Source organism: Frigoribacterium sp. CFBP 8766, assembly GCF_014841435.1.
Classification (GTDB): Bacteria; Actinomycetota; Actinomycetes; order Actinomycetales; family Microbacteriaceae; genus Frigoribacterium.
The window spans coordinates 154460-178523 of record NZ_JACYTX010000001.1 but is presented as its reverse complement, the minus strand read 5'-3'; the positions used below and the strand labels follow the sequence as shown (position 1 = coordinate 178523).

General features: G+C 75.1%; 22 protein-coding genes. 8 read left to right on the top strand and 14 right to left on the bottom strand.

Features of this window, described 5'->3' with window-relative positions; genetic code table 11:
• Positions 1-4 precede the first annotated feature (4 nt).
• From IFT90_RS00875 to IFT90_RS00860, 4 genes are read right to left on the bottom strand one after another with little or no spacing between them, the layout of a single operon-like run.
• A complete protein-coding gene (locus IFT90_RS00875) occupies positions 5-1195 on the bottom strand; it encodes an FtsX-like permease family protein (RefSeq protein ID WP_192040599.1) in 1191 nt (396 codons plus the stop codon).
• Positions 1192-1977 carry an ABC transporter ATP-binding protein gene (locus IFT90_RS00870; protein WP_192040598.1) on the bottom strand — a complete coding sequence of 262 codons (786 nt, stop codon included), beginning with the start codon at positions 1975-1977 and terminating at the stop codon, positions 1192-1194. The genes IFT90_RS00875 and IFT90_RS00870 overlap by 4 nt, the downstream gene beginning before the upstream one ends.
• Positions 1974-3077: a peptidoglycan-binding protein gene (locus IFT90_RS17460; RefSeq protein WP_192040597.1), complete on the bottom strand. Its 1104-nt coding sequence runs from the start codon at positions 3075-3077 to the stop codon at positions 1974-1976. Before IFT90_RS17460 ends, IFT90_RS00870 begins: the two co-directional genes overlap by 4 nt.
• Positions 3074-3598 carry a hypothetical protein gene (locus IFT90_RS00860; protein ID WP_192040596.1) on the bottom strand — a complete coding sequence of 175 codons (525 nt, stop codon included), beginning with the start codon at positions 3596-3598 and terminating at the stop codon, positions 3074-3076. The genes IFT90_RS17460 and IFT90_RS00860 overlap by 4 nt, the downstream gene beginning before the upstream one ends.
• Before the next feature lie 197 nt (positions 3599-3795).
• On the opposite strand from IFT90_RS00860, the gene IFT90_RS00855 reads away from it, so the two are divergent.
• Both IFT90_RS00855 and IFT90_RS00850 read left to right on the top strand, forming a co-directional pair.
• Positions 3796-4557, top strand: a complete 762-nt coding sequence (locus IFT90_RS00855) for a response regulator (protein ID WP_192040595.1) — start codon at positions 3796-3798, stop codon at positions 4555-4557.
• A complete protein-coding gene (locus tag IFT90_RS00850) occupies positions 4554-5756 on the top strand; it encodes a HAMP domain-containing sensor histidine kinase (RefSeq protein WP_192040594.1) in 1203 nt (400 codons plus the stop codon). Before IFT90_RS00855 ends, IFT90_RS00850 begins: the two co-directional genes overlap by 4 nt.
• Before the next feature lie 129 nt (positions 5757-5885).
• Here the strand turns inward: IFT90_RS00850 and IFT90_RS00845 are convergent, their stop codons facing one another.
• Positions 5886-7037 carry an ATP-binding protein gene (locus IFT90_RS00845; RefSeq protein WP_192040593.1) on the bottom strand — a complete coding sequence of 384 codons (1152 nt, stop codon included), beginning with the start codon at positions 7035-7037 and terminating at the stop codon, positions 5886-5888.
• Positions 7030-7725, bottom strand: a complete 696-nt coding sequence (locus tag IFT90_RS00840; protein ID WP_192040592.1) for a response regulator transcription factor — start codon at positions 7723-7725, stop codon at positions 7030-7032. Before IFT90_RS00840 ends, IFT90_RS00845 begins: the two co-directional genes overlap by 8 nt.
• A gap of 87 nt (positions 7726-7812) precedes the next feature.
• Between IFT90_RS00840 and IFT90_RS00835 the strand changes: the two genes are divergently transcribed.
• The 5 genes from IFT90_RS00835 to IFT90_RS00815 are packed head-to-tail and all read left to right on the top strand — an operon-like array spanning position 7813 to position 13855.
• On the top strand, positions 7813-8601 hold the full coding sequence (locus tag IFT90_RS00835; RefSeq protein ID WP_244638742.1) for a M15 family metallopeptidase: 789 nt from the start codon (positions 7813-7815) through the stop codon (positions 8599-8601).
• Positions 8598-9833, top strand: a complete 1236-nt coding sequence (alr, locus tag IFT90_RS00830; RefSeq protein ID WP_371812034.1) for an alanine racemase — start codon at positions 8598-8600, stop codon at positions 9831-9833. Before IFT90_RS00835 ends, alr begins: the two co-directional genes overlap by 4 nt.
• Complete coding sequence (locus tag IFT90_RS00825) at positions 9830-10846, top strand: ATP-grasp domain-containing protein (RefSeq protein WP_192040591.1); 1017 nt, start codon at positions 9830-9832, stop codon at positions 10844-10846. Before alr ends, IFT90_RS00825 begins: the two co-directional genes overlap by 4 nt.
• 11 nt (positions 10847-10857) lie before the next feature.
• On the top strand, positions 10858-13053 hold the full coding sequence (locus IFT90_RS17455; protein WP_192040590.1) for a CapA family protein: 2196 nt from the start codon (positions 10858-10860) through the stop codon (positions 13051-13053).
• Between the two features lie 52 nt (positions 13054-13105).
• On the top strand, positions 13106-13855 hold the full coding sequence (locus tag IFT90_RS00815; protein ID WP_371741032.1) for a GntR family transcriptional regulator: 750 nt from the start codon (positions 13106-13108) through the stop codon (positions 13853-13855).
• A 62-nt stretch (positions 13856-13917) separates the two neighbouring features.
• Here IFT90_RS00815 and IFT90_RS00810 read toward each other — a convergent pair whose 3' ends face one another.
• The 7 genes from IFT90_RS00810 to IFT90_RS00780 form a co-directional block, all read right to left on the bottom strand.
• The gene (locus tag IFT90_RS00810) at positions 13918-15084 is read right to left on the bottom strand and encodes an alcohol dehydrogenase catalytic domain-containing protein (protein ID WP_192040589.1); all 1167 of its coding nucleotides are present in this window, start codon (positions 15082-15084) and stop codon (positions 13918-13920) included.
• A 38-nt stretch (positions 15085-15122) separates the two neighbouring features.
• Positions 15123-15905 (bottom strand): phosphonatase-like hydrolase, encoded by a 783-nt coding sequence (locus tag IFT90_RS00805; RefSeq protein ID WP_192040588.1) that lies wholly within the window; start codon positions 15903-15905, stop codon positions 15123-15125.
• Positions 15902-17170 (bottom strand): TIGR03364 family FAD-dependent oxidoreductase, encoded by a 1269-nt coding sequence (locus IFT90_RS00800; protein ID WP_192040587.1) that lies wholly within the window; start codon positions 17168-17170, stop codon positions 15902-15904. The genes IFT90_RS00805 and IFT90_RS00800 overlap by 4 nt, the downstream gene beginning before the upstream one ends.
• Positions 17167-19002 carry an ABC transporter permease gene (locus IFT90_RS00795; protein ID WP_192040586.1) on the bottom strand — a complete coding sequence of 612 codons (1836 nt, stop codon included), beginning with the start codon at positions 19000-19002 and terminating at the stop codon, positions 17167-17169. Before IFT90_RS00795 ends, IFT90_RS00800 begins: the two co-directional genes overlap by 4 nt.
• A complete protein-coding gene (phnC, locus tag IFT90_RS00790; RefSeq protein WP_192040585.1) occupies positions 18999-19910 on the bottom strand; it encodes a phosphonate ABC transporter ATP-binding protein in 912 nt (303 codons plus the stop codon). Before phnC ends, IFT90_RS00795 begins: the two co-directional genes overlap by 4 nt.
• 151 nt (positions 19911-20061) lie before the next feature.
• Positions 20062-20994 carry a phosphate/phosphite/phosphonate ABC transporter substrate-binding protein gene (locus tag IFT90_RS00785; RefSeq protein WP_192040584.1) on the bottom strand — a complete coding sequence of 311 codons (933 nt, stop codon included), beginning with the start codon at positions 20992-20994 and terminating at the stop codon, positions 20062-20064.
• Between the two features lie 262 nt (positions 20995-21256).
• On the bottom strand, positions 21257-22150 hold the full coding sequence (locus IFT90_RS00780) for an EamA family transporter (protein ID WP_192040583.1): 894 nt from the start codon (positions 22148-22150) through the stop codon (positions 21257-21259).
• A gap of 233 nt (positions 22151-22383) precedes the next feature.
• Here IFT90_RS00780 and IFT90_RS00775 point away from each other — a divergent pair, with 233 nt between their 5' ends.
• A complete protein-coding gene (locus tag IFT90_RS00775; protein WP_192040582.1) occupies positions 22384-22869 on the top strand; it encodes a DUF1772 domain-containing protein in 486 nt (161 codons plus the stop codon).
• A 60-nt stretch (positions 22870-22929) separates the two neighbouring features.
• Here IFT90_RS00775 and IFT90_RS00770 read toward each other — a convergent pair whose 3' ends face one another.
• Positions 22930-24051, bottom strand: a complete 1122-nt coding sequence (locus IFT90_RS00770) for an epoxide hydrolase family protein (RefSeq protein ID WP_192040581.1) — start codon at positions 24049-24051, stop codon at positions 22930-22932.
• Between the last annotated feature and the right edge of the window lie 13 nt (positions 24052-24064).

Here is a 24064-nt window from a genome sequence, read left to right as displayed (position 1 = left end):
GGGCTCACGACTGCAGGGCCTCCGTCGGCGGCGTGCGCGCGGCGCGGATCGCCGGCCACAGCCCGGCGACCGCGCCGATCACCAGGGTCGCTCCGAGGCCGGCGCCGAGCACGGCCGGCGGCACGGCGAGCGGCCACCCCCGTGAGGCCGCGAACACCGCGGTGACCGCCAGGCCGAGCACGATCCCCCCGACCCCGCCCAGCAGCGACAGCAGCAGCGCCTCGGCGAGGAACTGGTCGCGCACGTGGGCCTTCGTGGCCCCGAGCGCGCGACGCAGCCCGATCTCCCGGCGCCGCTCGAGCACGGAGATCACCATCGTGTTCGCGACGCCGATCCCCCCGACGAGCAGGGCCACCGACCCCAGCCCCACGAGCAGCCCGGTGAACGCCTGGTCCGCCGCCTGCTTGGCCGCGAGGGCGTCGGAGGGGCGCGCCACGCTCACCTCGGAGGGCGCGTCGGGCCGGATGGTCGGCGCGATCAGCTCGCGCACCTCGTCGACCCGCTCGTCGTCGACCCTGAGGTACACCGCCGAGGGCGGGACGGCGGCGCCGGTGAGCACCTCGGCGTCCCGCTCGCCGATCAGCGCGGAGCGGTCGACGTCCGACGCGAGCGGCGAGGGCTCGAGCACCCCGATGACGAGGTGCTCGGTCTTCCCGACGAGCACGTGCTGGCCGGGCCCGCTGACGCCGAGGGCCTCGGCGGCGGCCGATCCGAGCACCACGGTGGGATAGGACGCGGTCCCGTCCGTGAACCAGGTGCCGGCGGCGAGGTCCGTGCCGAGCACGTCGAGCAGCCCCGAGGAGGCGGTCCGCACCGTGATCCCGCCCGTCTCGCCCTCGGGCACGGCGGCGCTGCGGTAGACGCCGACCCCGGCGACGACACCCGTCGACGCGACCGCCTCGACACCGTCGACCCGGGCTGCCGACCCCAGCGTGGTCAGGGGCAAGGGCGTCGCCTCGCCGAAGAGGTCCTGCCCCTGGCTGGCCTCGAGCAGGTTGGTCCCGAGCGTGTCGAGCTGCGCTGCGAGCCGAGCCTGGCTCGAGGTGGAGATGCCGACGACCGCGATCATCGCGGCGATGCCGATGGCGATCCCGAGGGCGGAGAGCAGGGCCCTGGTGGGACGGGTGAGGAGTCCGGACGCTCCCAGGCGGAGGACGTCCGCCGGGAGCAGCCGCGATGCGGTCGGGTCGGTCACGAGAGGGCTCCTCTGCTCGGGGCGGGCGACGGCACGGTGCCCGGGCCCGGCGCCGGCGTAGTCGGCGACGAGCTGTCGTCCACCACGTGGCCGTCCCGGATGGTCACACGGCGGGGAAGACGAGCTGCGAGGTCGGCGTCGTGGGTGATGACGATGATCGACGTCCCCTCCCGGTGCAGCTCGTGCAGCAGCTCGACGATGCCGGCGCCGGCGCGGCTGTCGAGGTTGCCGGTGGGCTCGTCGGCCAGCAGCAGGGGCGGCCGGTGCACCACGGCCCGGGCGATCGCGACGCGTTGGCGCTCCCCGCCCGACAGCTGGTTCGGCTCGTGGTCGAGCCGGTGCCCGAGCCCGACCCGCTCGAGTGCCGCCGTCGCCCGCTGGCGTCGCGACCGCTGCGGCACGCCCGAGTAGAGGAGCCCCGCGGCGACGTTGTCGACCGCCGAGACGCCCTCACTGAGGTGGAACTGCTGGAACACGAAGCCGATGCGGTGGGCCCGCAGCCCCGAGAGGGCGCGGTCGCTCTGGGCCGCGACGTCGACACCGTCGATGAGGACGGTCCCCGTCGTCGGCCGGTCGAGGGTGCCGAGCACGTTGAGCAGGGTCGACTTGCCCGACCCGGACGGGCCGACGACCGCGAGCAGCTCGCCGCGCTGCACGGTCACGGACACGTCGGCGAGCGCGACGGTCGGTGGCCGGCCGTAGGTGCGTCCGACGTCGCGGAGCTCGACGACCGGGTCGGGTGCAGCCCCCGCGGGCGTCGGCACAGCTGCCGTGGTGCTCATGCGGGCACCACGACCTCGTCGCCCTCGGAGACGTCGCCCGAGACCTCGACCCGGTCGCCCGCGAACAGGCCGACCTCGACGGGCACCAGGCGTGAGCCTGAGGCCCCGCCGACGACCTCGACGACGAACCCGCCGCCGCTGGCGGCGCCGAGCGCCGTGACCGGCACGGACAGGACGCCCTCGCGGACCTCCGACCGGAACCCGACCTGCACGGCGGCAGCCGTCAGGTCCCCGGCCGCGGCCGGGTCGTCGAAGGACACCGAGACGGCCACGACGGTCTTGCCGTCGGCGTCGCGGGGCGCTCCGACACCGGTGACCCGGCCGGCTGCGGACCCGCCGGTCGGCAGGTCGATCGTGACGACCCCGTCGAGGCGGGCGAGGGGCGAGCCGACCGGCAGGTCGACGGTGACGACGCGGTCCCCGCGGGAGGTCGGGTAGAGCGGTGCCCCCGCACCGACCTCGTCGCCGACGGCGACGCCGGCCTCGCCCATGGTGAAGGTCCCCGTGACGAACTGGATGCGCCCCTTCTCGAGGGCGCCGGTGCGCGGCAGCCCGAGCTCCTTCTGCCACGCCTTCACGGCGGTCTCCGTGCGGGCGTCGAAGTGGTCGTTCGCCGTGCCCTTGAGGAAGCCCCAGGCGACGAGGCTGCGCTCGAGCTGCCCGACGTCGGGCCCGTCGGCCATCCCGGACTCGAAGCTGCGCCACTGGGGCAGCGCCCCCTCGACGGCGAGCACGGGCGTGTTGTCCACCCGGTACAGCACCGAGCGGGACGTGAGCTCCGTCCCGGGGGCAGGCAGCTCCGTGACGGTGCCGCCGAGCCCGGCGACGATCGCCGGTCCGCCGAGGAGGCTGAGCTTGCCGGCCTTCTGCGTGACACCGGTGAGGTCGCCTCGGGTCACCTCCGCCGTGGCCGTCGGGGCGGCCGCACCCGCGCCGGACTCGCCGTCGGCATCGGCGGCGGCCCCGCCCGGCGAGCCGACGAGCACGATTCCCGTGACGACCACGGCCGCGGTCGCGACGGCGGCGACGGACAGCCACACCCAGCGGCGTCGGCGCCCGCGACCCGGAGCGGTGCCGGCGTCGTTCTCGACCGAGGTCACTTCCGCACCGTGGTGGAGCCGTTGCCCGCTGCTCCGCCGCAGGCCTCGAGGACGTCGGCAGGGACGTCCTCGGCGCCGTTGCCGAGGCCCGAGCCGCCCTCGCTCGGGTCGGCGACGTCGTAGCCCTTCTCCCGCAGGCACTTGGCGGACTCGCGGGCCTGCGCCTCGTACTCCTCCTGGTCCTTCTTCTCCTGCGCCGTCACGGGCCGCGGGCCGAGCTCGTCCGTGACCTTCTCCTGGCACGTCTCGAAGGCCGCGTTCAGCACGTCCATGTCGATGTCGGCGGAGAAGCCCTGCTGCATGCCGTCGGCGGTCGGGTCCGGGACGTCGATGCCCTCCTCGCGCAGGCACGACGCGTGGGCGACGTCCCACTTCTGTGCGTCGGCGGAGACCTGCGAGTCGCTCTTCACGTCCGGCGTCGCGTCGCCGTCGCCCGAGGTGCAGGCGGCGAGGGCGACGACGAGGAGGGGCACGGCGGCCAGGGCGAACAGCGCACGGGAGGTGCGGGAGGAGGTGGTCATGGTCGGTTCCTTCGCTGGAGGAGGTGCGGGGCGACCACGCGGCCGCTCCCGGTCCGCTCGGAGAGGGACGACGACGATCCCACCGTCCAGCGCGTTGCGAGGTCGTAAGCAGCCCGCTTTATGCTGACGTGACAGATCACATGTGACACTTCCTCCGGAAGCGCATCCGCTGCCGTCGCCCGACCGAGAGGAACTCCGTGCGCGTACTGGTCGTCGAGGACGAGCCCTGGCTGGCCGAGGCCGTGCAGACCACGCTCGAGCGCGCGTCGATGTCGGTCGACGTCGCGCCCGACGGCGAGGCCGCCCTCGAGCGCCTGGCCGTGGTCGACTACGACGCCGTCGTGCTCGACCGCGACCTCCCCGGCGTGCACGGCGACGACGTCTGCGCCACGATCGCCGCGACGCCCGGCGGTCCCGCCGTGCTGATGCTGACCGCCGCCGGCGCCCTGCGCGACCGCGTCGGCGGCCTCGAGCTCGGCGCGGACGACTACCTCACGAAGCCGGTGGAGTTCCCCGAGCTCGTGGCCCGCCTACGGTCGCTGGCGCGACGCCCTCGCCGGGCGGCGCCTCCGGTGCTCCGCTGCGGGTCGCTGCACTGGGACCCGTTCCGGCACGAGGTCGAGCGCTCCGGACGGCACGTGCGGCTGACCCGCAAGGAGTTCGCGGTGCTCGGCGTGCTGCTGGCGGCCGAGGGCGGGGTCGTCAGCGCCGAGCACCTGCTCGAGAAGGCCTGGGACGAGAACGCCGACCCGTTCACGAACTCGGTCCGCGTCACCATCTCGAACCTCCGTCAGCGGCTGGGCGAGCCGTGGATGATCCACACCGTGCCCGGCGTCGGCTACCGGCTGTTGCCGGACACGGAGACGGGCACGCACACGCACGCGAGCACGGGCACCGACGCGGCGACCCGCACTCGTGGCGGCGCCTCGGACGTCGGCCGCACGGGACTCTCCCGGTGACCCGCCGCGGCACCGGCACCTACTGGCGGCGACGCCGACTGAGCGCGCGGGCGAGGCTGACCCTGACCTTCACGGGGCTGCTCTTCGTGGTCGGCGCCGCGATCGTGACGAGCGTCGTCGTGGTCATGCGGTACCTCCCCCGCTACGCCATCACCGCCGTCGTCGGCCCCTCGGTCGACATGCGCCCCAGCGAGGTCACGGCCCCGACGTCGGCCCCGGCCTTCGACGGCGTCCCCGCGACCCCCGACGCGACCACGCTGATCTCCGACTCGCTGACCATCAACGGCGAGGGCGACCTGCTCCGCGTGCTGCTCACGACGTCGCTCGTGGTCTTCGTCGTCGTGCTCGCGCTGGGCGCCTGGCTGAGCTGGGTGCTCGCCGGGCGCCTCCTGCGGCCCCTCGACCACCTCGCCGACGCGGCACGCGAGGCCGAGCTCGGCCAGACGAGCAGGCGCCCGACGCTCGACCACGACCGCCTCGCGCTGGCCGGTCCCCACGACGAGTTCCACCGCCTCGCGAGCGCCTTCGACGACATGCTCGAGCGCCTCGACGGCTCGTACCGGGCGCAGCAGCGCTTCGCCGCGAACGCCTCCCACGAGCTCCGGACCCCGCTGGCGACGACCCAGGCGATGCTCGACGTCGCCCTCGCCGAGCCGCAGAGCGTCGACGTCGAACGTCTCGGCACGCGGCTGCGCGAGACCAACACCCGCAGCCTGAGGACGGTGGAGGCGCTGCTCACCCTGGCGGACGCCACCGCCGGCCAGGGCGACGACCGCCCCGTCGACCTGCGCGAGCTCGTCGTCGACGCGCTCGCCCGGGCTGAGCCGACGGCCGCCGCGGCCGGCACCACGCTGGTCGACGACCTCGAGCCGGCCGTCGTCGAGGGAGACCCCGCGCTGCTCGCCGCCCTCGTGACGAACCTCGTCGACAACGCGCTGCGGCACGGGCGCCCCGGCGGCCGGGTCGAGGTCGTGCTCCGGGGCCGCCTCCTGAGCGTCGCCAACGACGGTGACGTCCTCGAGCCCGACGAGGTCGCCCGCCTGACCGAGGCGTTCCACCGAGGCGCCCGTCGCGTGCACGGCGCCGGGGGGCACGGACTCGGCCTGGCGATCGTGCAGGCCGTCTGCGACCGCCACGGTGCCCGCCTCGAACTCGTGCCGAGGCGCGCAGGCGGGCTCCGCGTCGACGTCGAGTTCTGAGTCAGTCGCCGGTCATCTCAGCCCGCCTCACACCAGCTGGTCGCTGAGGACGACGGCGACCGTCACGCCGCACGCCGCACGACGCCGCACGACGCCGCACGCCGACGACGCCGATGCATCGCGCCGTGGTCAAGGACTCGGGGCGACGGATGCGCGCCCGAGTCGCACCCGGACGACGAGACCGCCGCCGGGCCGGGGCGCGAGGTCGAGCCGTCCGCCGTGAGCCCGCACGACCGCGTCCACGATCGCGAGGCCGAGGCCCGTGCCGCCGTCCCCGTCGTGCAGGCGGGCGGCGCCGCGCTGGAACGGCTGCGTGAGCGTCGGCACCAGGTCGCGGGGCACCTCCTCGCCGGTGTTGTCCACGACGAGCTCGACGTGGTCGCCGTCGACCCGGGTCCGCACGTGCACCACGGCCGGCTCGACCGAGCGGCCGTCGCCGTGCCCGGCGCCGGCGCCGGCGCCGTCGACGTTGTGGACGATCCCGTTGTGCACGAGGTTCGTCACCACCTGCAGCAGCAGCGCCGGCGAGCCCGAGGTGGCCGCGGCCTCGCCCGAGGCGTCGAGGGCGACCCCCCTAGGCTCGGCCAGCGGCAGCAGCGTCTCGACCGCCTCCTCGGCCAGCAGGGAGAGGTCGACGACCTCGCGCACGGCGGGGAGCTGGTCGGCCCGGCTCAGCAGCAGCAGCGCCTCGGTCAGGTCGACGGCCCGCGTGTTGACCGCGCTGAGGCGCTCGACGAGCAGGGCGGCATCACGGGACGGGTCCTCCCGCGCGACGTCGAGCAGAGCCCGCGTCACGGCGAGCGGGGTCCTGAGCTCGTGGGAGGCGTTGGCCGCGAACCGCTGCTGGGTCTCGACCTGCGCCTCCACCGTCGCCAGCATCGCGTCGAAGGCGTCGGCCAGGTCGCGGAACTCGTCCGAGCGGCCGGGGAGGTCGACCCGGTGCGAGAGGGACCCGGCCTCGACACGGCGGGCGGCCTCGGCGAGCCGCTCGAGCGGGGCCAGCACCCGGCCCGCGAGCAGCCAGCCGCCCACCAGGCCGAGCACGAGCAGGACCGCGAGGGCGAGACCGGCGCGGGGCAGGAACGCGTCGACGAGGTCGCCGCGCCCGGGAACGAAGCTGCCGTTGTAGTCGGGGCGCCGGGGCACGTAGCGCAGCAGGAACAACCAGACCACCGCGAGGAGGAGCAGGCCCGTGACGACGACGACGCCCGCGTAGCTGAGCGCGAGGCGCACGCGGACGCTGACGCCGCGGTGCCTCGGCGCCGCGGGGGGCCTAGGCACGGTCGGGGGCCTCGGGCGCGGCTGCCGTTCCGACGTCGATCCGGTAGCCGACGCCCGGCACCGTCGCGATCACCCACGGCTCGCCCAGGCGCTTGCGCAGGGCCGACATCGTGATCCGGACGGCGTTCGTGAAGGGGTCCGCGTTCTCGTCCCAGGCCCGCTCGAGCAGCTGCTCGGCGCTGACCACCCCGCCGCCCGCCCCGACGAGCACCTCGAGCACCGCGAACTGCTTACGGGTCAGGGCCACGTGGCGCCCGTCGCGGTGCACCTCACGTCGGAACGGGTCGATCCGCAGCCCGGCGAGCTCGGTGACCGGCGGGCGGTGGTGGGTGCGCCGCCGGTCGAGCGCCCTCAGGCGGAGCACGAGCTCGCGCAGGTCGAACGGCTTCGTGAGGTAGTCGTCGGCGCCGGCCTCGAAGCCGGTCGCCTTGTCGTCCAGCCGGTCGGCCGCCGTGAGCATGAGCACGCGGACGCCGCTGGCCGAGGCGACGATGCGCTCGGCGACCTCGTCGCCCGAGGGGCCGGGCACGTCGCGGTCGAGCACGGCGACGTCGTAGCTGTTGAGGTCGAGCAGCGCGAGGGCCGTGTCGCCGTCGCCCGCCACGTCGGAGGCGATCGCCTCCAGCCGCAGGCCGTCGTGGATCGCCTGGGCCAGCAGGGGCTCGTCCTCGAGGATCAACACGCGCATGCGCTCGATGGTACGAGCAGGGAGGTATCCGCCGCGTATCGGAAATGCTTAACGTCACGGCAACGGCCCCTGCCGTGCACTGGGACCATGTCCGACACCGCTCCGCTCCCGATCCCGGCGCCCCGCACACCCCTCTCGGCTCCTGCCGACGCGTCCGCACCCGCCGACGCATCTGCTCACCGCCGTCGGCGGCTCGGCGCCCGCGACCTCACGCTGATGGTGGCCGCTGCCGTGCTCCTCGTGGCCGCGCTCGTGGCCGCCGCCTGGGCGGGCGTCGCGTTCTCCGGCGGCGCCCCGGTCGGCAGCGGCAGTGCCGACGGCGGCAGCTTCGGCGGCCGAGCGGGCGACAGCGGAGCCGGCGGGCCGGTCGACGGCGCGGTCCTCGCCGGCGACGGCGATCCCTCCCGCGACCAGGACGCGACCGGGGAGGCGGGTGGGGTCGTCCCCGACGGCACCTCGGCCTTCGACGTCGACGTGCCGGGGGTCGCGGGGCTCGACCCGCGCCTCCTCGACGCCCTGCAGCGCGCCGCGACCGCCGCCTCCTCCGACGGCGTGGACGTCGTCGTCAACAGCGGCTGGCGCTCCGCGGCCCACCAGGAGCAGCTGCTGCGGGACGCGGTCGCACAGTACGGGTCGGCCCGGGAGGCGGCGCGCTGGGTGTCCACGCCGGCCACGTCCGCGCACGTGAGCGGCGACGCGGTCGACATCGGCTCGTGGGACGCGACCGACTGGTTCTCCCGGAACGGCGCCGCCTACGACCTCTGCCAGATCTATGAGAACGAGACCTGGCACTACGAGTTGCGGGACGGTGCCTCGCGGACCGGCTGCCCGCCGATGTACCGCGACCCGACCGAGGACCCGAGGACGCGCGCGTGAGCGCGGCGTCCGCCCTGCGCGTGCACGACGACGCCGTCCGGGCCAACACGGCGCACTTCGCCGCGCTGACCGGCGGCCGGCTGATGGCCGTGCTCAAGGCCGACGGCTTCGGCCACGGCTCGGTGGCGGCGTCGGTGATCGAGAGCGGCGCGCGGTCCGTCGGCGTGACGTCGGTCGAGGAGGCGCTGGCCCTCCGCGCCGAGGGCGTGCGCGTGCCCGTCCTCAGCTGGCTCAACGCGCCGGACGCCGACTTCGAGGCCGCGATCCGCGCCGACGTCGACCTGGCCGTCCCCGGACCCGAGCTGCTGCACGCGGTCGCCCGCGCGGCCCGCTCCGCCGGGCGACCGGCCCGCGTGCACCTGCACGTCGACGTCGGCATGGCCCGGGACGGCTGTCCGCCCGGTGCGTGGCGCTGCCTGTGCGACCTCGCCCGGGAGCTGCGGGCCGCCGGCCAGGTGCGCGTCGTCGGGGTGATGGGGCACATGTCGTGCGCCGACCGCCCGGGCGACGAGCAGAACGAGCGGGAGCGCCTCGCCTTCGACGCGGCGCTGCGGACCGCGAGGAGGCGCGGGCTGGCCCCCGCCGTCGCCCACCTCGCCGCGACGGCGGCCACCGTGACGGGTGCGGGAGCCGGCTTCGACCTGCACCGCATCGGGGCGGGGCTCTTCGGGATCGACCCGTCGGGCACCTCCTCGGCCCTGCGTCCGGCCCTGACGCTCACGTCGCACGTCGTGTCGTCGCGGGGGGCCTCGGCGGGGACCGGCGTCGGGTACGGCCTGGCGCACGTGCTGGCGCGACGCACGAACCTCGCCCTGCTCCCGATCGGCTACGGCGACGGGCTGCCCCGGACGGCCTCGCACCGCGCCGAGGTGCTGGTCCGCGGCCGCCGACGACCCGTGGTCGGCCTCTTCTCGATGGACATGGTCGTCGTCGACACGGGGGACGACCTCGTGCGGCCGGGCGAGCCCGCCGTCCTGTTCGGCCCGGGAGAGGGCGGCGAGCCCACGGTGGCCGACTGGGCCCGCTGGGCCGACACCGTGCCGCACGAGATCGTCACGCGGATCGGCAGCCGCGTCGCGCGGGTGCACCGCACGACCGATGCCTCCGTTCCCGCCGCCTCCGCGCTCCGCGCCTCCTCCGTGCCCGGCCGCTCCCCCGCGCCCCGCCCTTCCTCCGCGCCCCGCGCCCCCTCGATCCCCCTCCCCTCCGACGAAGCAGGAGCCCTCGCATGACAGGACAGAAGACCGTGACGACCGACCGGGAGAGCCCGCGCGTCGCCGTGATCGGGGGCGGTGCGAACGGCGAGCACGAGGTGTCGCTCGCCTCGGCGGCGGCGGTCACGCGCGCGGTGCGCGAGCTCGGCGCCGAGGCCGTCGCGCTCACCGTCGACCGCGAGGGCGGCTGGCACCTCGAGGGCGAGGGCGCCGTCACGCCCGCGCAGGCCGTGGCCGTGCTGACGGACTGCGCCGTCGCCTTCCCGGTGCTGCACGGCGTCGACGGCGAGGACGGCGCCGTGGCCGGGCTGCTGGTGATGACCGGGGTGCCCTTCGTCGGCTCGCCGGTGCGGGCAGGCGCCCTCGCCGCCGACAAGTGGGCCACGAAGCTCGTCGCCGAGGCGGTCGGCGTGGCCACCGCCCCGGGCGTCCTCGTGCGCGCCGGCGACGGTGTCTGCCGCGGCGGCGGCCACGGGCCGCACGGCATCACGCTCGCGCCGCCGCTCGTGGTCAAGCCGACGTCCGCCGGGTCGAGCGACGGGGTGTCGGTCGTCGCCGACCTCGCCGAGCTGCCCGCTGCGGTGGCCCACGCCCGGACCGCCGGCGAGCTGGTGCTCGTCGAGTCGTTCGTCGAGGGCCGCGAGGTCGACATCGCCCTGTTCCGCGACGCGGGCGGCGTGCTGCGCGCCGGGTCGACCCTCGAGATCGGCGTCGACCCGCACGGGGTCTTCGACCGCGACAGCAAGTACGACGGGAGCGCCGAGTTCAGGCTGCCGGCCCGCCTCACGCTCGCCGAGCACACCGCGGTCGAGCGGACGGCCCGCCTGCTGTACGACGCGCTCGGCTGCGACGGCGTCGCCCGCTTCGACTTCTTCGTCACGGACGCCGGCGTCGTGCTCAACGAGGTCAACACGTCGCCGGGGTTCACCGAGCGGTCGCAGGTCCCCCGGATGTTCGAGGCCGTCGGCCTCGGCTACGTCGAGCTCGTCGGGGCGCTCGTCGACGCCGCGCTGACCGGCGGTCGCGCGTGAGCGTCGCGGCCGTGAGCGCCCCGGCGTCGTCCTCGTCGCCCGCGTCGCGCGAGGGCTGGGCCGACGCGCTCAAGGGCCTGCTCGTCGTCCTGGTGGTGCTCTGGCACGTCGTCCTGAAGAGCACGCTGCAGGTCGACTGGCAGCTCGGCCTGCCGGTGCCGGGGGCCTGGGGCCTCGCCGTCGACGCCGTCTGGCCGTTCCTCATGCCGGCGTTCGTGCTGGTCTCGGGCGTGTTCGCCGCGGGTGCGCTGGCCCGGCCGTGGTCGGCGGTCCTCCGGCCACGAGTGCTGCGCTTCGCCTGGCTCTACCTGCTGTGGTCGCTGATCCACACGGCCGCCCTGTGGGCGTTCCCCGAGTTCCCGACCTTCGTGCCCCGCAGCGTGGCCGAGTTCGTCGAGGCCGTCACGATCAGCCCGATGAGCACCTGGTACCTCTACGCCCTCGTGCTCTACTTCGTCGTGGCGAAGGCGCTGCGCCGTGTGCCGCCGGTCGTCGTCGTGGCGGCCGCCGCCGCGCTGTCCGTCGTCGTCTCGTCCGGGCTCGTCGAGGTGGTGTCGAACCGGGGGCAGCTGCTCGGCGACCTCGTCTTCTTCGTGCTCGGCGCCTCCCTCGCCCCGTGGCTCCGCCGGGTCGTGCCCGGCGCGCGCCTCCGGGTCGTCCTCGGGCTGGTGGCCGTGTACGCCGCAGCGTTCGCGGCCGTGCGCGTCACCGGCTCCGCGGCGGTGCCGGGTGCCTGGCTCGTCCTGTCGCTGCTGGGGTCGGGCGCCGTCCTCGCGGCGTCGCCGTGGCTGGCGCGGATCCGGGTCGTCGGCCCCGTGCTGGTGCGGCTCGGACGGCGGAGCCTGCCGATCTACCTGCTGCACATGCCCCTCCTGGCCCTCGCCGACCACCTGCTCGCCGAGCCGCTCTCGGGGGCGCGGGTGGGCGCGAAGCTCGTCGCCGCCGCCGCGCTGCCCGTGGCGCTGACGGCGGCGCTCGTCGGGATCTGCCTCGTGATCGACCGGCTCGCGGCCCGCGACGGTCTCGGCTGGCTCTGGGACCTGCCGGGGCGACGCACGGCCCGGGCGGCCGAGGTCGACCGCCCGCACCCGCCGGCGGGTCGCTCGGGTCGGACGCCGCGACGGTCAGGTCGGGCGCCCTGGCGCGCCGGCGCCGCCGTGCTGCTGCTCGTGCTCGGCGGCGTCGCCGGCACCCGTGCCCAGCAGCTCGCCGGCTGCACGGTCGACCTGCCCGCGCGGCCGGCCGCCGTCGAGGGGCAGGTCAGCATCGGCGCCGTCGGCGACGTCCTCATGCACGACGTCGGGCACCGCGTGCCGGCCGACGGAGGCGCGAGCCACCTCGACGAGGTGCGCCCCTGGTTCACCGAGGACCTCGTCACGGGCAACCTCGAGCAGGTGATCGCCGACGACACCGGGTTCGACAAGTGCGCCGCCGGCAGCGACTGCCTGGCGTTCCGCAGCGACCCGGGGACGGCGGCGCACCTCGCCGGCTTCGACCTCATGAACATGGCGAACAACCACACCGGCGACTTCGGCCCGGCCGGGTACCGCGAGACGAGGGAGGCGCTGGCCGGCCAGGGCATCGCCGCCGTCGGCGAGCGCGACGAGATCGTCTGCACCCGGATCGGCGGCACGGTCGTGGCCGTCGTCGGCTTCGCCCCCTACGCGGGCACGAACCGGGTCACCGACCTCCGGCACGTGCGGAAGGTCGTGGCCGCGGCGTCGGCGGCCGCCGACGTGGTCGTCGTGCACGGGCACATGGGCGCCGAGGGCCCGGACGCGAACGTGGTCCGTCCCGGCCCGGAGCAGATGTTCGGCGAGGACCGCGGCGATCCCGTGGCCTTCGCGCACGCCGCCGTCGACGCCGGCGCGGACCTCGTGGTCGGGCACGGGCCGCACAGCCTGCGCGCGGCCGAGTTCCGCGACGGGAAGCTCATCGCCTACAGCCTCGGGAACTTCGGCGGCGGGGGCGTCTTCGGGGCGGAGGAGGCGACGCGCCACGGCGTGCACCTCGACGTCGTGCTCGACGCGGACGGGTCGTTCGTGCGGGGGCAGCTGAGGTCGGCACGGTTCGACTTCGCGGACGGCCGGCCGGTCCCGGACCCCGCGGGGAAGGCAGCCGACCTCGTGCGCGAGTTCGGCGAGCGCGACCTGCCGACGACGGCGCCGCTGATCGGGCCCGACGGCGAGCTCTCGCCGCGCGGGTGAGGCGGCGGCGCGCACGCCGGGGCACGACGGCCACGATCGGTAGGCTCCGAGCGTGGCCAGCTCCCTGTACGACCAGATCGCCGACGACCTGCGTCGCCGCATCCTCAGCGGCGACCTCGCGGTCGGCGACGACGTGCCCAGCGAGGGCGAGCTCGCGGAGCAGTGGCGCACCTCCCGCGGTCCCATCCGCAACGCCCTCGCGGCGCTGCGCAGCGAGGGCCTCGTCGAGACCCGGCGCGGTCGACCTGCCCGCGTCGTCGCCCGCAAGGCGCACCACCCCGTCGACGTCTCGATCCCGTTCACGAAGTGGGTGCGCGACGTGGGCGGCGAGCCGGGCGCCCGCACCCAGGAGGTGTCGCTGCGGCGCGCGGACGACGAGAAGGCGAGGGCGCTGGGCATCGAGCCCGGAGACCTCGTCGTCGACGTCGTGCGGCTGAGACTCGTCGACGGCCGCCCCACGATGCTCGAGCGCCTCACCTTCATCGAGGAGGTCGGCCGAGTGCTCTTCGACGTCGACCTCGACACGGTCTCGATCACCGAGTACCTCGACTCGCGGGGGTTCGGCTACGACGACATCGACCACGAGATCGACGCGGTGGCGGCTGACGAGCTCGACGCCGAGCTGCTGGGCGTCGACCTCGGGACGCCGATCCTGCGGCTGCACCGCGTGACCCGCGGCCGTGACGGCCGCACCTTCGAGGCCTCCGACGACCGCTACCGCAGCGACATCGTCCGCTTCACGGTCGCGGCGTCGGGCCGCGCCCGCGAGGGCGGCCACTTCATCCGCGCGATCGGCGCCTGAGCACCTGCTCGACCGGCGCGTGACCCGAGGAGGCGGCGGTGCGGCCGTGAGGGAGAGCCCGGTCAGGTCGGGCGGACGCCCACCCGCACCGAGCCGCCCGCCGCGGCAGCCGTGATGCCGGCGTCGAGGTCGACCAGCGCCACGGTCTCGCCCACGAGCTCGGCGAGCGGCCAGGCCGCGTGCCGCTCCTCGACGAAGCGGGCCGCCGCGACCAGGTGCCGCGGCGCGTAGTTGTGCACGCCCCGGATCGTCACGAGCCGTCGCACCACGCTCTCGGCGTCGAGCGGCACGGCCGGCGCGGGGAACACGCTGCCGACGAGCACGGCGACCCCGCCGGTCCCGAGCAGGGCGAGCGCGGAGGCGACGGCGTGCGGTGATCCGGACGCCTCCACGGCCACGAGGGGGGCGCCTCCTGCGGTGCGGAGCGCGTGCTCGACGCTGTCGTCCGATCCGGGCGTGACGGTGGGCGACGCCGTGGCGACGGCCCCGAAGCGGGCGGCGAGCGCACGTCGCGACGCATCGGGGTCGACGACGACGACGCGGGCCCCGGCGTCGGTCGCCATGGCCGTGGCCGTGAGCCCGATGAGCCCCGCGCCGAGCACGAGCACCACCGACCCGGCGAGGTCGACGACCTGCGCCGCCGAGTCGAGGGCGGCCCTCGCGGTCGCCGTGCCGCAGGAGACGGGGGCGAGCAGCGCGGCGTCGAGGTCGTCGGCGACGGGGACGACTGCGGTGCCGGCACGGACGTGGACGTGCGTGGCGAAGCCGCCGCTGAGCTCCCAGCCCGTGACGAGCCGTTCGTGCCCGTACTTGAGCACCGACTCGCACTTCTGGGGCAGGCCCCGCCCGCAGCTCGAGCAGCGTCCGCAGCTGACGGTGAGCGACCAGACGACCCGCTGCTCGGGCACGAGGGGCGTCCCGTCGACGGCCACGGCCCCCGCGCCGACCGCGACGACCCGGCCGACCTGCTCGTGGCCGAGCACGAGCGGCGCCGGGGCCCCGCGGTCGCCGCGGGTCGTGTGCACGTCGGAGCCGCAGATCGTGGCGAGCTCCACGGCGACCAGCAGGTCGCCCGGGGCCAGGTGCACGCTCGGCACCGCGACCGCGTCGTGCGGGCGACCGGGCTGCGTCCAGACCATCGCCGTGGGCGCCGGGTCGAGACGAAGGTCGACGCGTCCGGACGGCGCTCCCGGAGACGCGGCCTGCGCCTCCTCGCCGGTCGAGGGCATCGAGCGCGTCGTGAGTGCCGAACGCGAGGAGGCGGTCGTCACGAGACCGGGACCGGGCTCGCGATCGCCGTCGCCGTCGCGGTCGCGGTCGCGGTCGCGGTCGCGAGCAGAACCGCGAGCTGCGGCAGCCCCGCCAGCTCGCGCACGCTGTCGAGCACGACGTCGGCGCCCGCGGCGAGCAACTGCTCGCGGGTGTGCGCACCCGTCGTGACGCCGACGACGAGCCCGGCGCCCGCCGCACGGCCCGAGAGCACGTCGCTCGCCGTGTCGCCGACGACGACGACCGAGGCGACCGACGACGCGCCCGTGCGCAGCAGCGCCGTGAGCACGAGGTCGGGCGCGGGCCGACCACGACCCGCGTCGACGGGCGACAGCGCTGCGTCGACCTGCCAGCCGAGGGCGTCGAGCAGGCGATCGCGCGTCGCGGGGGCGAAGCCGGTCGTGAGGACGACTGCGACGCCGGAGGCGCGCAGCGTGTCGATCAGCTCGCCCGCTCCCTCGATCGGGTCGACGCCGAGCTCGTCGACGAGCTCCCCGTAGGCGACCTCGAACTGCTCGGCGGCGCGCTGCGCGACCTGCTCGTCGCCGCCGGCCAGGTGCCGGAACACGTCGATCTTCGACTGCCCCATCGTGTCGCGGACGTGCTGCAGCGCCTCCTCGCGGGTCAGCGACGGGCCGAGGTCGACCCGGTCGGCGGTGCGGACGAAGGCCTGCTCGACGATGCCGTCGTCGACGACGGTCGTGCCGGCCATGTCGAGCACGACGAGCTCGACGGCGGGCGCGGCGGAGGCAGGGCGGGAGGGGGTGGTCTCGATGCTCATGAGCGGCTTCCTGTCAGGACGGAGGGGAGAGGTGCGGAGTCGTCGGAGGGCGACGCGGGGAGCGAGAGCGCCGCGTCGGAGGTGCCGGCGGGCGAGAGCGCCGCGTCACGCCCGCCGTCGAGGTGGCTGCCGACGACGTGCTCGGCGAGCCCGAGCCCGGTGGTCATGCCGATCCCCGTGGCGACGACGGTCACGAGCACGCCCGGCTCGACCTCGTCGACGACGAACTCGTCGCGGCCCGAGGCGTAGACGCCCTGCCAGCGCTCGGTCACGACGGGCTCGGCGCCGAACAGCGCCCGGAACTCGTCGAGGAACGCCACGGAGGCGCGCTCGTCCTGGAACGGCGAGATCGCCGCGCCCTTCTGGTGGCTGTCGCCGACGACGACCGAGCCGTCGGGCAGCTGCGTGTACATCTGGTTGAGGTCGAGCGCGGCGAGGTCCGGCCGCTCGGCGTGCAGCCTCGCCCGCACCTGGTCGGCCGCGACCGTGCCGGCGAACGCGCTGTAGCGGATCAGCGACCACCCGGTCAGCAGCGGCGCGACGAGCGGCCGCGCGAGGTCGGCCCGCACGCGGAGCATGTCGAGTCCGCAGCGCTGCAGCTCGGCGCGCTCGGCGAGGTCGGGCAGCAGCTGGTCGAGGTCGTGGTTCGTCGCGACGACCACGGTGCCGGCGTCGATCGGTCCGCGGCTCGTCTCGACGCGCCCGCTGCGGACCGACCCGACGGAGGTGCGGGTCAGGAAGCGCACCCCTCGCGACTCGAGGTGCCTGCGGATCGCATCCGCCGCCTCCCGCGGGTCGACCTGCAGGTCGTACGGCAGCAGCGCGCCGCCGAGCGTGACGCCCGGCGAGACCGGGGCGAGGGCCCGGAGCTCGCGCTCGTCGAGCGGCTCGATCTCAGGCCGGTCGCCGAGCAGACGCTCGGTGCGCGCGGCGGCGAGCTCGTCGAGCAGCGCGAGCTCGTCGAGGTGCCGGGCGGCGACCAGCGTGCCTCGCTCGGAGGCCCAGAACCCGGCGTCGCGGGCCAGCCTCAGCCAGAGCCCGCGGGCGGCGATCGCGTGGCGACGCGCCTCGCCGCTCTGCGGGGTGAGGCAGAGGTGGCCGAAGTTGCGGATCGTCGAGCCGCCGATCACGGCCGAGCGGTCGACCACCAGCACCGACAGGCCGCGGTCGACGGCGGCGAGCGCCGCCCCCAGGCCGACGATGCCCGAGCCGACGACGACGACGTCGTGCGCAGGCGCCGCGTGGAGCTCGGCACGCGCGCTCATCGCAGCACCTTCCGCATCCACATCGCGAGCCCCTCGACGGCGAGCACGGTGACGAGGATCATCAGCACGATCGCGGCCACGGCGCCGTAGTTCGACCCCTGGCTGGCGTTGAGCAGGTAGTAGCCGACTCCCCCGGCCCCGACGATGCCGAGCAGCGTCGCCGCGCGGATGTTCGTGTCGAGCATGTAGAAGGTGTGGCCCACGAGCGCACGGGTTCCCTGCGGCAGGGTCGCGCCGGCGTAGACCTGCAGCCGGGTGGCGCCGGTGGCGGAGAGCGCGCGCTCGGGGCCGGCCGACACCTCCTCGAACGAGTCGGCGATCAGCTTGCCGAGCAGGCCGACGCCGCCGAGCGCGAGCGCGAGGGTGCCGGCCTGCGTGCCGAGGCCGGTGACGACGATCAGCACGATGGCGAGGATCACCTCGGGGACGCCTCGGATGCCGACGAGCAGCAGGCGCATGCCGCTGCGCATCCCCCGGCTCGGCGCCACGTTGCGCGCGGCGAGCGAGCCGATCACGACGGAGGCGACCAGGGTGAGCAGCGTCGCGGCGAGCGCGATCGCGATCGTCTCGCCCATCGCGGCGATCATGGTCGTCGTCTCGTAGCTGCCGAACGAAGGCGGCCAGAACTGTACGGCGACGGCGGGCACGCCGCTCCACACGGTGACGAGGTCGGACCAGGCGACGTCGCAGACGAGCACGCTCGCGACGACGACCGCCACGGCGATCGCGCCCCACGACGTGTCCCGCACGCGGGTGCGGTCCCAGGGGCGGCTGAGCATCGTGTCGACCGAGACGGCGGGGACGGGGGCACGGGTCGCGTCGTCCGCAGCAGGCGCGGCAGCGCGGGAGGCGCGGGTCGCGTCGTCCGCGCCCGTCACGCCCGCAGGTGCCCGGCCGGCCGTCTCGGGGACGACCGCGGCGGACGCCCCGGCCGCGCGCCTCCTCGTGGCCCGCCGCACGACGCGGTCGCCGAGGCCGCGACCGGTCGGCGCGACGCCGAGCATGGCGGCGCGCACCGAGCTGGAGACGATCTCCATGACGACGCAGAGCACGAAGATGACGAGCGCGTAGCCGAGCCCCAGGCCGTAGTCGAGCGACTTGAAGGCGAACGACATCTCCATGCCGAGGCCGACCACGCCGACGTAGCCGAGGATCACGCTGCCGCGCAGGTTGATGTCGTTGCGGTGCAGCACGGTCGCCACCCACGAGGGCAGCACCTGGGGCAGCACCCCCGCGGTGAACTGCTGCAGGCGGGTGCCTCCGGCGGCGCGGACCGCGGTGCGCGGCCCCTCGTCGATCTGCTCGATCGCGTCGGCGAACAGCTTCGAGATCATGCCGACCGAGTGCAGGCCGATGGCGAGGATGCCCGGCAGCGTGCCGAGCGAGAAGAGCAGCACGAACACCATCGCGAGCACGACGTCGGGCACGGCGCGGGCGAGCACCGTGACGAAGCGGGCGGCGGCACGCCAGGCGGGTCCGGGCGTGGTGTTCGAGGCGGCGAGCACGGCCACCGGGACCGACAGCACGGCGGCGAGCAGCGTGCCGCAGATCACGAGGCCGAGCGTCAGCGCCGTGAGCTGCAGCAGCTCGCCGAGCGGCGGGAACTCGATCGCCCCGACCCGGCCGAAGAAGCGCTCGGCGTTCGACCAGCTCTGCAGCATGCGGGCCGGGTCGATCTCGACGCTGCGGAGCGCCACGACGCTCAGCCCCAGCAGGGCGACGATCGTGAGGCCGGCGGCGACGCGCTCGGGCGAGACCCGGCGACGAGGAGGCGCGGCGACGGGCGCCAGGACCTGGTCGGTCGTGCGCGGGCGCTCGGTCACGGCGGTCATCGGACGGCGTCCCCGGCGGCGGCGGTGCCTGCGGCGCTGCCGGCGCCTGCGGTGCTGCCGGCCCCGGCCAGCTCCAGCTCGATGGCCTCGAGCTGGCCGGTGCTGGTCGCGACGCGGCCGTAGATCTCCATGACCTGGGCCTTAGACAGCCCCTCGGTCTCGGTGTCGAGCACGACCGCGCCGTGCCGGAGCCCGACGATGCGGTCGGCCCACGAGAGCGCCAGGTCGACCTGGTGCAGGCTGCAGATCACGGTCAGGCCCTCGTCGACGGCGATCTCGCGGATGAGCGCCATCACCTGGTCGCTCGACTCGGGGTCGAGGGAGGCGACGGGCTCGTCGGCCAGCAGCACCTGGGGCCGCTGCATCAGCGCACGAGCGATGGCCACGCGCTGCTGCTGGCCGCCCGAGAGGGTGTCGGCACGCTGGTAGGCGCGCTCGAGCAGGCCGACGCGCTCGAGCCGGGCGAGCGCCTCGGCCCGGGCCGCGCGTCCGTACGACCAGAGGCCGAGACGCGGGCCCCGCACGGCGGCGAGCGAGCCGGTGAGCACGTTCTCGAGCACCGTGAGCGAGGGCACGAGCTCGAACTGCTGGAAGATGAAGCCGACCTCGCTGCGCAGCTCGCGGAGGGCGCGGCCCGAGAGCGCGGTGACCTCGCGGCCGAGCACGTGCACGGTGCCCGACGTCGGCCGCTCGAGGCCGTCGACGTGGCGCAGCAGCGTCGACTTGCCCGAGCCGGAGAGGCCGAGCAACACGACGACCTCGCCGCGCCGGACCTCGAGCGACGCGCTGTCCAGAGCCGTCGTCGTGCCGAAGCGCTTGGTGATGCCCTCGAGCGAGACGACGATCTCGGCGGGGTCGGAGGCGGCCGAGGGAGCGGCCGGGGCGACGGGGTCGGCGTGCGGGGTCATGACGTCTCCAGGGGGCTGGGCGGTGCGGTCGGTGCGGTGCGCGGGAGGCACGGGGCGGTGCGGGAGGTGCGGATCGGTGCGGGGCGGTGCGGATCGCGGGAGGCGCGGCGACGGTCGGGACCGTCGCCGCGCCTCCGTCAGGCAGAGGCCGTCAGGCCTGGCACTGCGTGGCGTTCGTCTTCTCGCAGATGTCGCGGATCTGGTCGTAGTACGCGTCGTCGACCGGCGTGGTCTGGAAGAACACGGCGCGGAAGCCTTCGCTGTCGGCGCTCTCGATGCCCGCGGCGACCATGTCGTCGGCGGTGACGTTCGAGAGGATGTCCTTCAGCTGCTGCTTGACGTCGTCGGGCAGGGTGTCCGACTCGACGATCGGGGCGCCGGGCACCATCTGCTCGTCGATGACCTCGACGGCGTCGCTCTTCGCGACCTCGCTGTCCTCCGCGAAGCCGGCCTCGCACTCGGTGCCCTCGCCCACCTTCTGGACGCTGACGTCGTGCTTGCCGGCGAAGACCGGGGTGACGTCCTTCTCCGGGTCGATGCCCGCCTCGAGCAGCGCGTAGCTCGGGAACAGGTAGCCCGAGGTCGACGACGGGTCGACGAAGCAGATCTTCTTGCCCGCCATGTCGTCGATCGACGTGATGTCGCTGCCCTTCGGAACGATGGCCTGCGAGAAGTAGCCGGGCTCCTGGCCCTCGGCCGTGGTGATCGACGAGATCGGCGTCAGCTCGGCGCCGTTGTTCGTGGCGGTCACGTAGGTGAAGCCCGAGAACGACGCGACGTCGATCTGGCCGGCGATGCTCGCCTCGATCAGCGCGGCGTAGTCGGTCGACTCGTGGTACTCGACGGTCTTGCCGGTCTCCTGCGCGATGTAGTCCATCAGCGGCTGGTAGTTCGTCTCCGTGTCGACCGAGTCGGGCACGACGCCGAAGACGAGGGTGCTCGAGTCGACCGCGTAGCCGCCGGCGTCGTCGGGCGACCCGGTGCCCTCGGCGGAGGAGGCGGCGGTCGAGCAGCCGGCGAGGGCGGTGGCGAGCAGCGCGGTGCCGGCGAGGGCGATCGCGGCGCGGGAGCGGCGGAGGGTCATGACGGCCTTTCAGAGGGGAGCGGGACGTCACGATGCTGACACGCGGCTACCCGACATAGGAACCTATCTCGGGGCTAGTTCAGGCAGAGTTCACCTCTTGTATGCCGAACCCGGCGCGCTGGTGCGCGTTGCGCGCGGCGGGATCGTCGAGGTGACGCTCCGGAGGCGTCGGGCGGGGCACGATGCCCCCGACGCGTCATGTGCATTGCGGACGGGCCTGGGCGCGGCTCGACGCGCGGCGCGCGATACGGCTCGGCGCCGCTCAGAGGGCGAGGAGCGCGATGCCGCCGAGCACGACGACCGACGCCGTGAGCCGCTTCGCCACGGACCCCTCGCGCAGCACCAGCGCCCCGAACACGGCGACCATCACGACGCTCGTCTCGCGGGCGGGGGCGACGAGCGCGACCGGCGTCGTCTGGATCGCGACGAGCACGAGGATGTACGACATCGGCGACAGCACCCCGAAGGCGAGGACGCGCGGCCAGTGCGCCCTGACCACGTCGAGCAGCTCGCGGCGCCGACGGCCGAGCGTCGCCGTGTAGAACACGACCTCGACGCCCGTCACCCCGACCATGAACGACACCGGCGAGAGCTCCCAGGTGCGCAGGGCGTGGGCGTCCCAGATCGTGTAGGAGGCGATGGCCAGGCCGGTCAGGAGGCCCCAGGCGATGCCGGGGTCGAGCCGCCGCCTCCTGCGGGGTGCCGCGTCCGCGACCGGCGCCGGCGCCTGCCGGGGGCGACGGTCGATCAGGCCCGTCGCGACCACGCCGGCGACGACGACCGCGATGCCGACCGCGGCGAGCGCCGACAGCCGCTCGCCGAGCAGGAGGACGGCGAGCACGGCGCTGACGGCCGGCCCGGTGCCGCGGGCGGTCGCGTAGACGGTGGAGAGCGACCCGGCGGCGTAGCCGCGCTGCAGCACGACCATGTAGACGACGTGCAGCACCGCCGAGACTCCCGCGCCGAGGGCGAGGCCCCCGACGCTGCCGCCGAGCCCGCCCGTGAACGGGACGACGGGCAGCCAGAGCACGGCGCTGGCGACGGCGCCCCACCAGAGGAACGGCGTGCCGATGCGGCTGACCCCGTGGGCGACGACGTTCCACGACGCGTGGCAGACGGCCGCGGCGAGGACGAGGAGGAGAGCTGTGCCGGACATGAGATCGGACCCTTCGACCCGACGCAGGGCGCGTCGGCAGGATCCTCCAGGCTTTTGTCCGTTCAGATGACGGCGGGGCGGTGGCGCCCGGCCGTGGCGCCGCTCGGACCAGTCGGATCGTGAGACCCCGGAACCCTAGGCGCTGTCGGTCGGGACCCTAGCAGGCCCGTGTGACGCGCTCGCGACGCTGCCGCCGTCGACGGCTGTTCACGTCGGCTCGCTAGCCTCCGGCCATGAGCGGACTCGTGCCTGACCTCGTCGCCGTCGTCGCGCTGCTCACGAACGGACTCGTGGCGGGCCTCTTCTTCGCCTTCGTGGTCGCGGTGTCGCCGGGGCTGCGTCGGGTCGACGACGTCGCCTTCACCGGGGCGTTCCGCACGATCAACGCGGCGATCCTGCGCCCGTCGTTCCTCCTCGTGTTCGTCGCGGCACCCGCCTCGGCGGCGCTGCTCGCGGTGCTGCACGTCGTCGACGGCAGCTCGGCGAGCGCGTGGGCCGCCGGGGCGGCGGCCGCCTCGGTCGCCACCTTCGTCGTCACGGTCGCGCGCAACGTGCCGCTGAACGAGGCGCTCGCGCGGGCGGACGTGTCCGGCCCGGCCTCGGCGAGCGCCGCGCGCCGTGCGTTCGAGCCGCCGTGGACCCGGTGGAACACCGTCCGCACGCTGACGGGCGTCTGCGCCGTCCTCGGCCTCGCAGCCACCGCGGTCGCGGCCGCCTGACCCGTCTCGGCGCCAGGCATCGCTGCGCTGCTGGCTGCCCCGCCCCTCGGCCGGAACGGGCTAGGCCCCGGCTGAGCCGAGCGCGATAGCCTCGCGCAGGTCGGCCGCGAACTGCTCAGGCCGCTCCCACGCGGCGAAGTGCCCGCCCGCCGAGTGCTCGTGGAACGCGCGCACGTCGAACAGCCGCTCGGCGAACGAGCGCGGGGCGTTCGCCAGGTCGCCGGGGAAGATCGACAGCACTGCGGGCACGGCTGCCTCGACCGGCTCGTTGGTCGAGGGCTCCCGCAGCGCGTAGGCGCCGAACGACGTGCCGATCGTGCCCGTGAACCAGTAGGCGGAGACCCAGGTGAGCACGTCGTCGTCGCCGAAGACCGCCTCCATGCCGCCCGCGACCGAGCGGTCGCTCCACGACCAGAGCTTCTCGCCGATCCACGCGAGCAGGCCCGCCGGGGAGTCGCCGAGCGCGACGGCGAGCGTGCCCGGCTTGGTCGCGTGCTCGTGGGCGTAGCCGCCCTCGGTCGCCTGCCACTGCTCGCGGCGGTCGGCGTAGGCGCGCTCCTCGTCGGTGAGGTCGTCGGGCAGCTCGGCGGCGAGGTGCCCCTGCGGCACGTCGGTCAGGTGCACGGCCGAGACCGCGTGGCCGTGCCGGCGCAGCAGCGCCTCGGCGACGCCGGCCCCGATGTCGCCGCCGCTGACCACGTACCGGTCGTGCCCCAGCTGCTGCATCGCGGCCGCGACCACGTCGGCCATGTCGACGCCCGACATGCCCCCGGCAGCCGAGGAGGCGCTGAACGGGTACCCGGGCAGGGCCGGCACCACGACGGTCGCGTCGCCCAGCAGCGGCAGGACCTTCTCGAAGCGCAGCACCGAGTCGGGCCAGCCGTGCAGCAGCACCACCACCGGGGCGTCGGGCGCACCGCGCCGGTGCACGACCCGGAGCGGGACGGCACCGTCGACGAGCTCCCACGGCAGGTCGAGGACCCGCTGCTCGTGCACCCGCCAGTCGTACCCGTCGGCCCAGCGGGCGAGCAGGCGCTCGAGCCACGCGACGTCGACGCCGTGCCGCGGCTCGAGCCCCGCGGGCAGGTCGACGCGTCGTCGGCGGGCGAGGCGTTCCCGGAGGTCGACCACCGCCTCCTCGGGGACGCGTGCCGGGGCTGCGCTCTGCGCGTTCGTCTGCATGGCCGCACCCTAC

What these genes read in the sequence shown, in the direction of transcription:
- IFT90_RS00870 (WP_192040598.1), bottom strand. Translation starts at nt 1,977, where the DNA reads ATGAGCACCACGGCAGCTGTGCCGACGCCCGCGGGGGCTGCACCCGAC.
- IFT90_RS00860 (WP_192040596.1), bottom strand. Translation starts at nt 3,598, where the DNA reads ATGACCACCTCCTCCCGCACCTCCCGTGCGCTGTTCGCCCTGGCCGCC.
- IFT90_RS00840 (WP_192040592.1), bottom strand. Translation starts at nt 7,725, where the DNA reads ATGCGCGTGTTGATCCTCGAGGACGAGCCCCTGCTGGCCCAGGCGATC.
- IFT90_RS00835 (WP_244638742.1), top strand. Translation starts at nt 7,813, where the DNA reads ATGTCCGACACCGCTCCGCTCCCGATCCCGGCGCCCCGCACACCCCTC.
- IFT90_RS00825 (WP_192040591.1), top strand. Translation starts at nt 9,830, where the DNA reads ATGACAGGACAGAAGACCGTGACGACCGACCGGGAGAGCCCGCGCGTC.
- IFT90_RS00810 (WP_192040589.1), bottom strand. Translation starts at nt 15,084, where the DNA reads ATGCCCTCGACCGGCGAGGAGGCGCAGGCCGCGTCTCCGGGAGCGCCG.
- IFT90_RS00805 (WP_192040588.1), bottom strand. Translation starts at nt 15,905, where the DNA reads ATGAGCATCGAGACCACCCCCTCCCGCCCTGCCTCCGCCGCGCCCGCC.
- IFT90_RS00800 (WP_192040587.1), bottom strand. Translation starts at nt 17,170, where the DNA reads ATGAGCGCGCGTGCCGAGCTCCACGCGGCGCCTGCGCACGACGTCGTC.
- IFT90_RS00795 (WP_192040586.1), bottom strand. Translation starts at nt 19,002, where the DNA reads ATGACCGCCGTGACCGAGCGCCCGCGCACGACCGACCAGGTCCTGGCG.
- phnC (WP_192040585.1), bottom strand. Translation starts at nt 19,910, where the DNA reads ATGACCCCGCACGCCGACCCCGTCGCCCCGGCCGCTCCCTCGGCCGCC.
- IFT90_RS00785 (WP_192040584.1), bottom strand. Translation starts at nt 20,994, where the DNA reads ATGACCCTCCGCCGCTCCCGCGCCGCGATCGCCCTCGCCGGCACCGCG.
- IFT90_RS00780 (WP_192040583.1), bottom strand. Translation starts at nt 22,150, where the DNA reads ATGTCCGGCACAGCTCTCCTCCTCGTCCTCGCCGCGGCCGTCTGCCAC.
- IFT90_RS00775 (WP_192040582.1), top strand. Translation starts at nt 22,384, where the DNA reads ATGAGCGGACTCGTGCCTGACCTCGTCGCCGTCGTCGCGCTGCTCACG.
- IFT90_RS00770 (WP_192040581.1), bottom strand. Translation starts at nt 24,051, where the DNA reads ATGCAGACGAACGCGCAGAGCGCAGCCCCGGCACGCGTCCCCGAGGAG.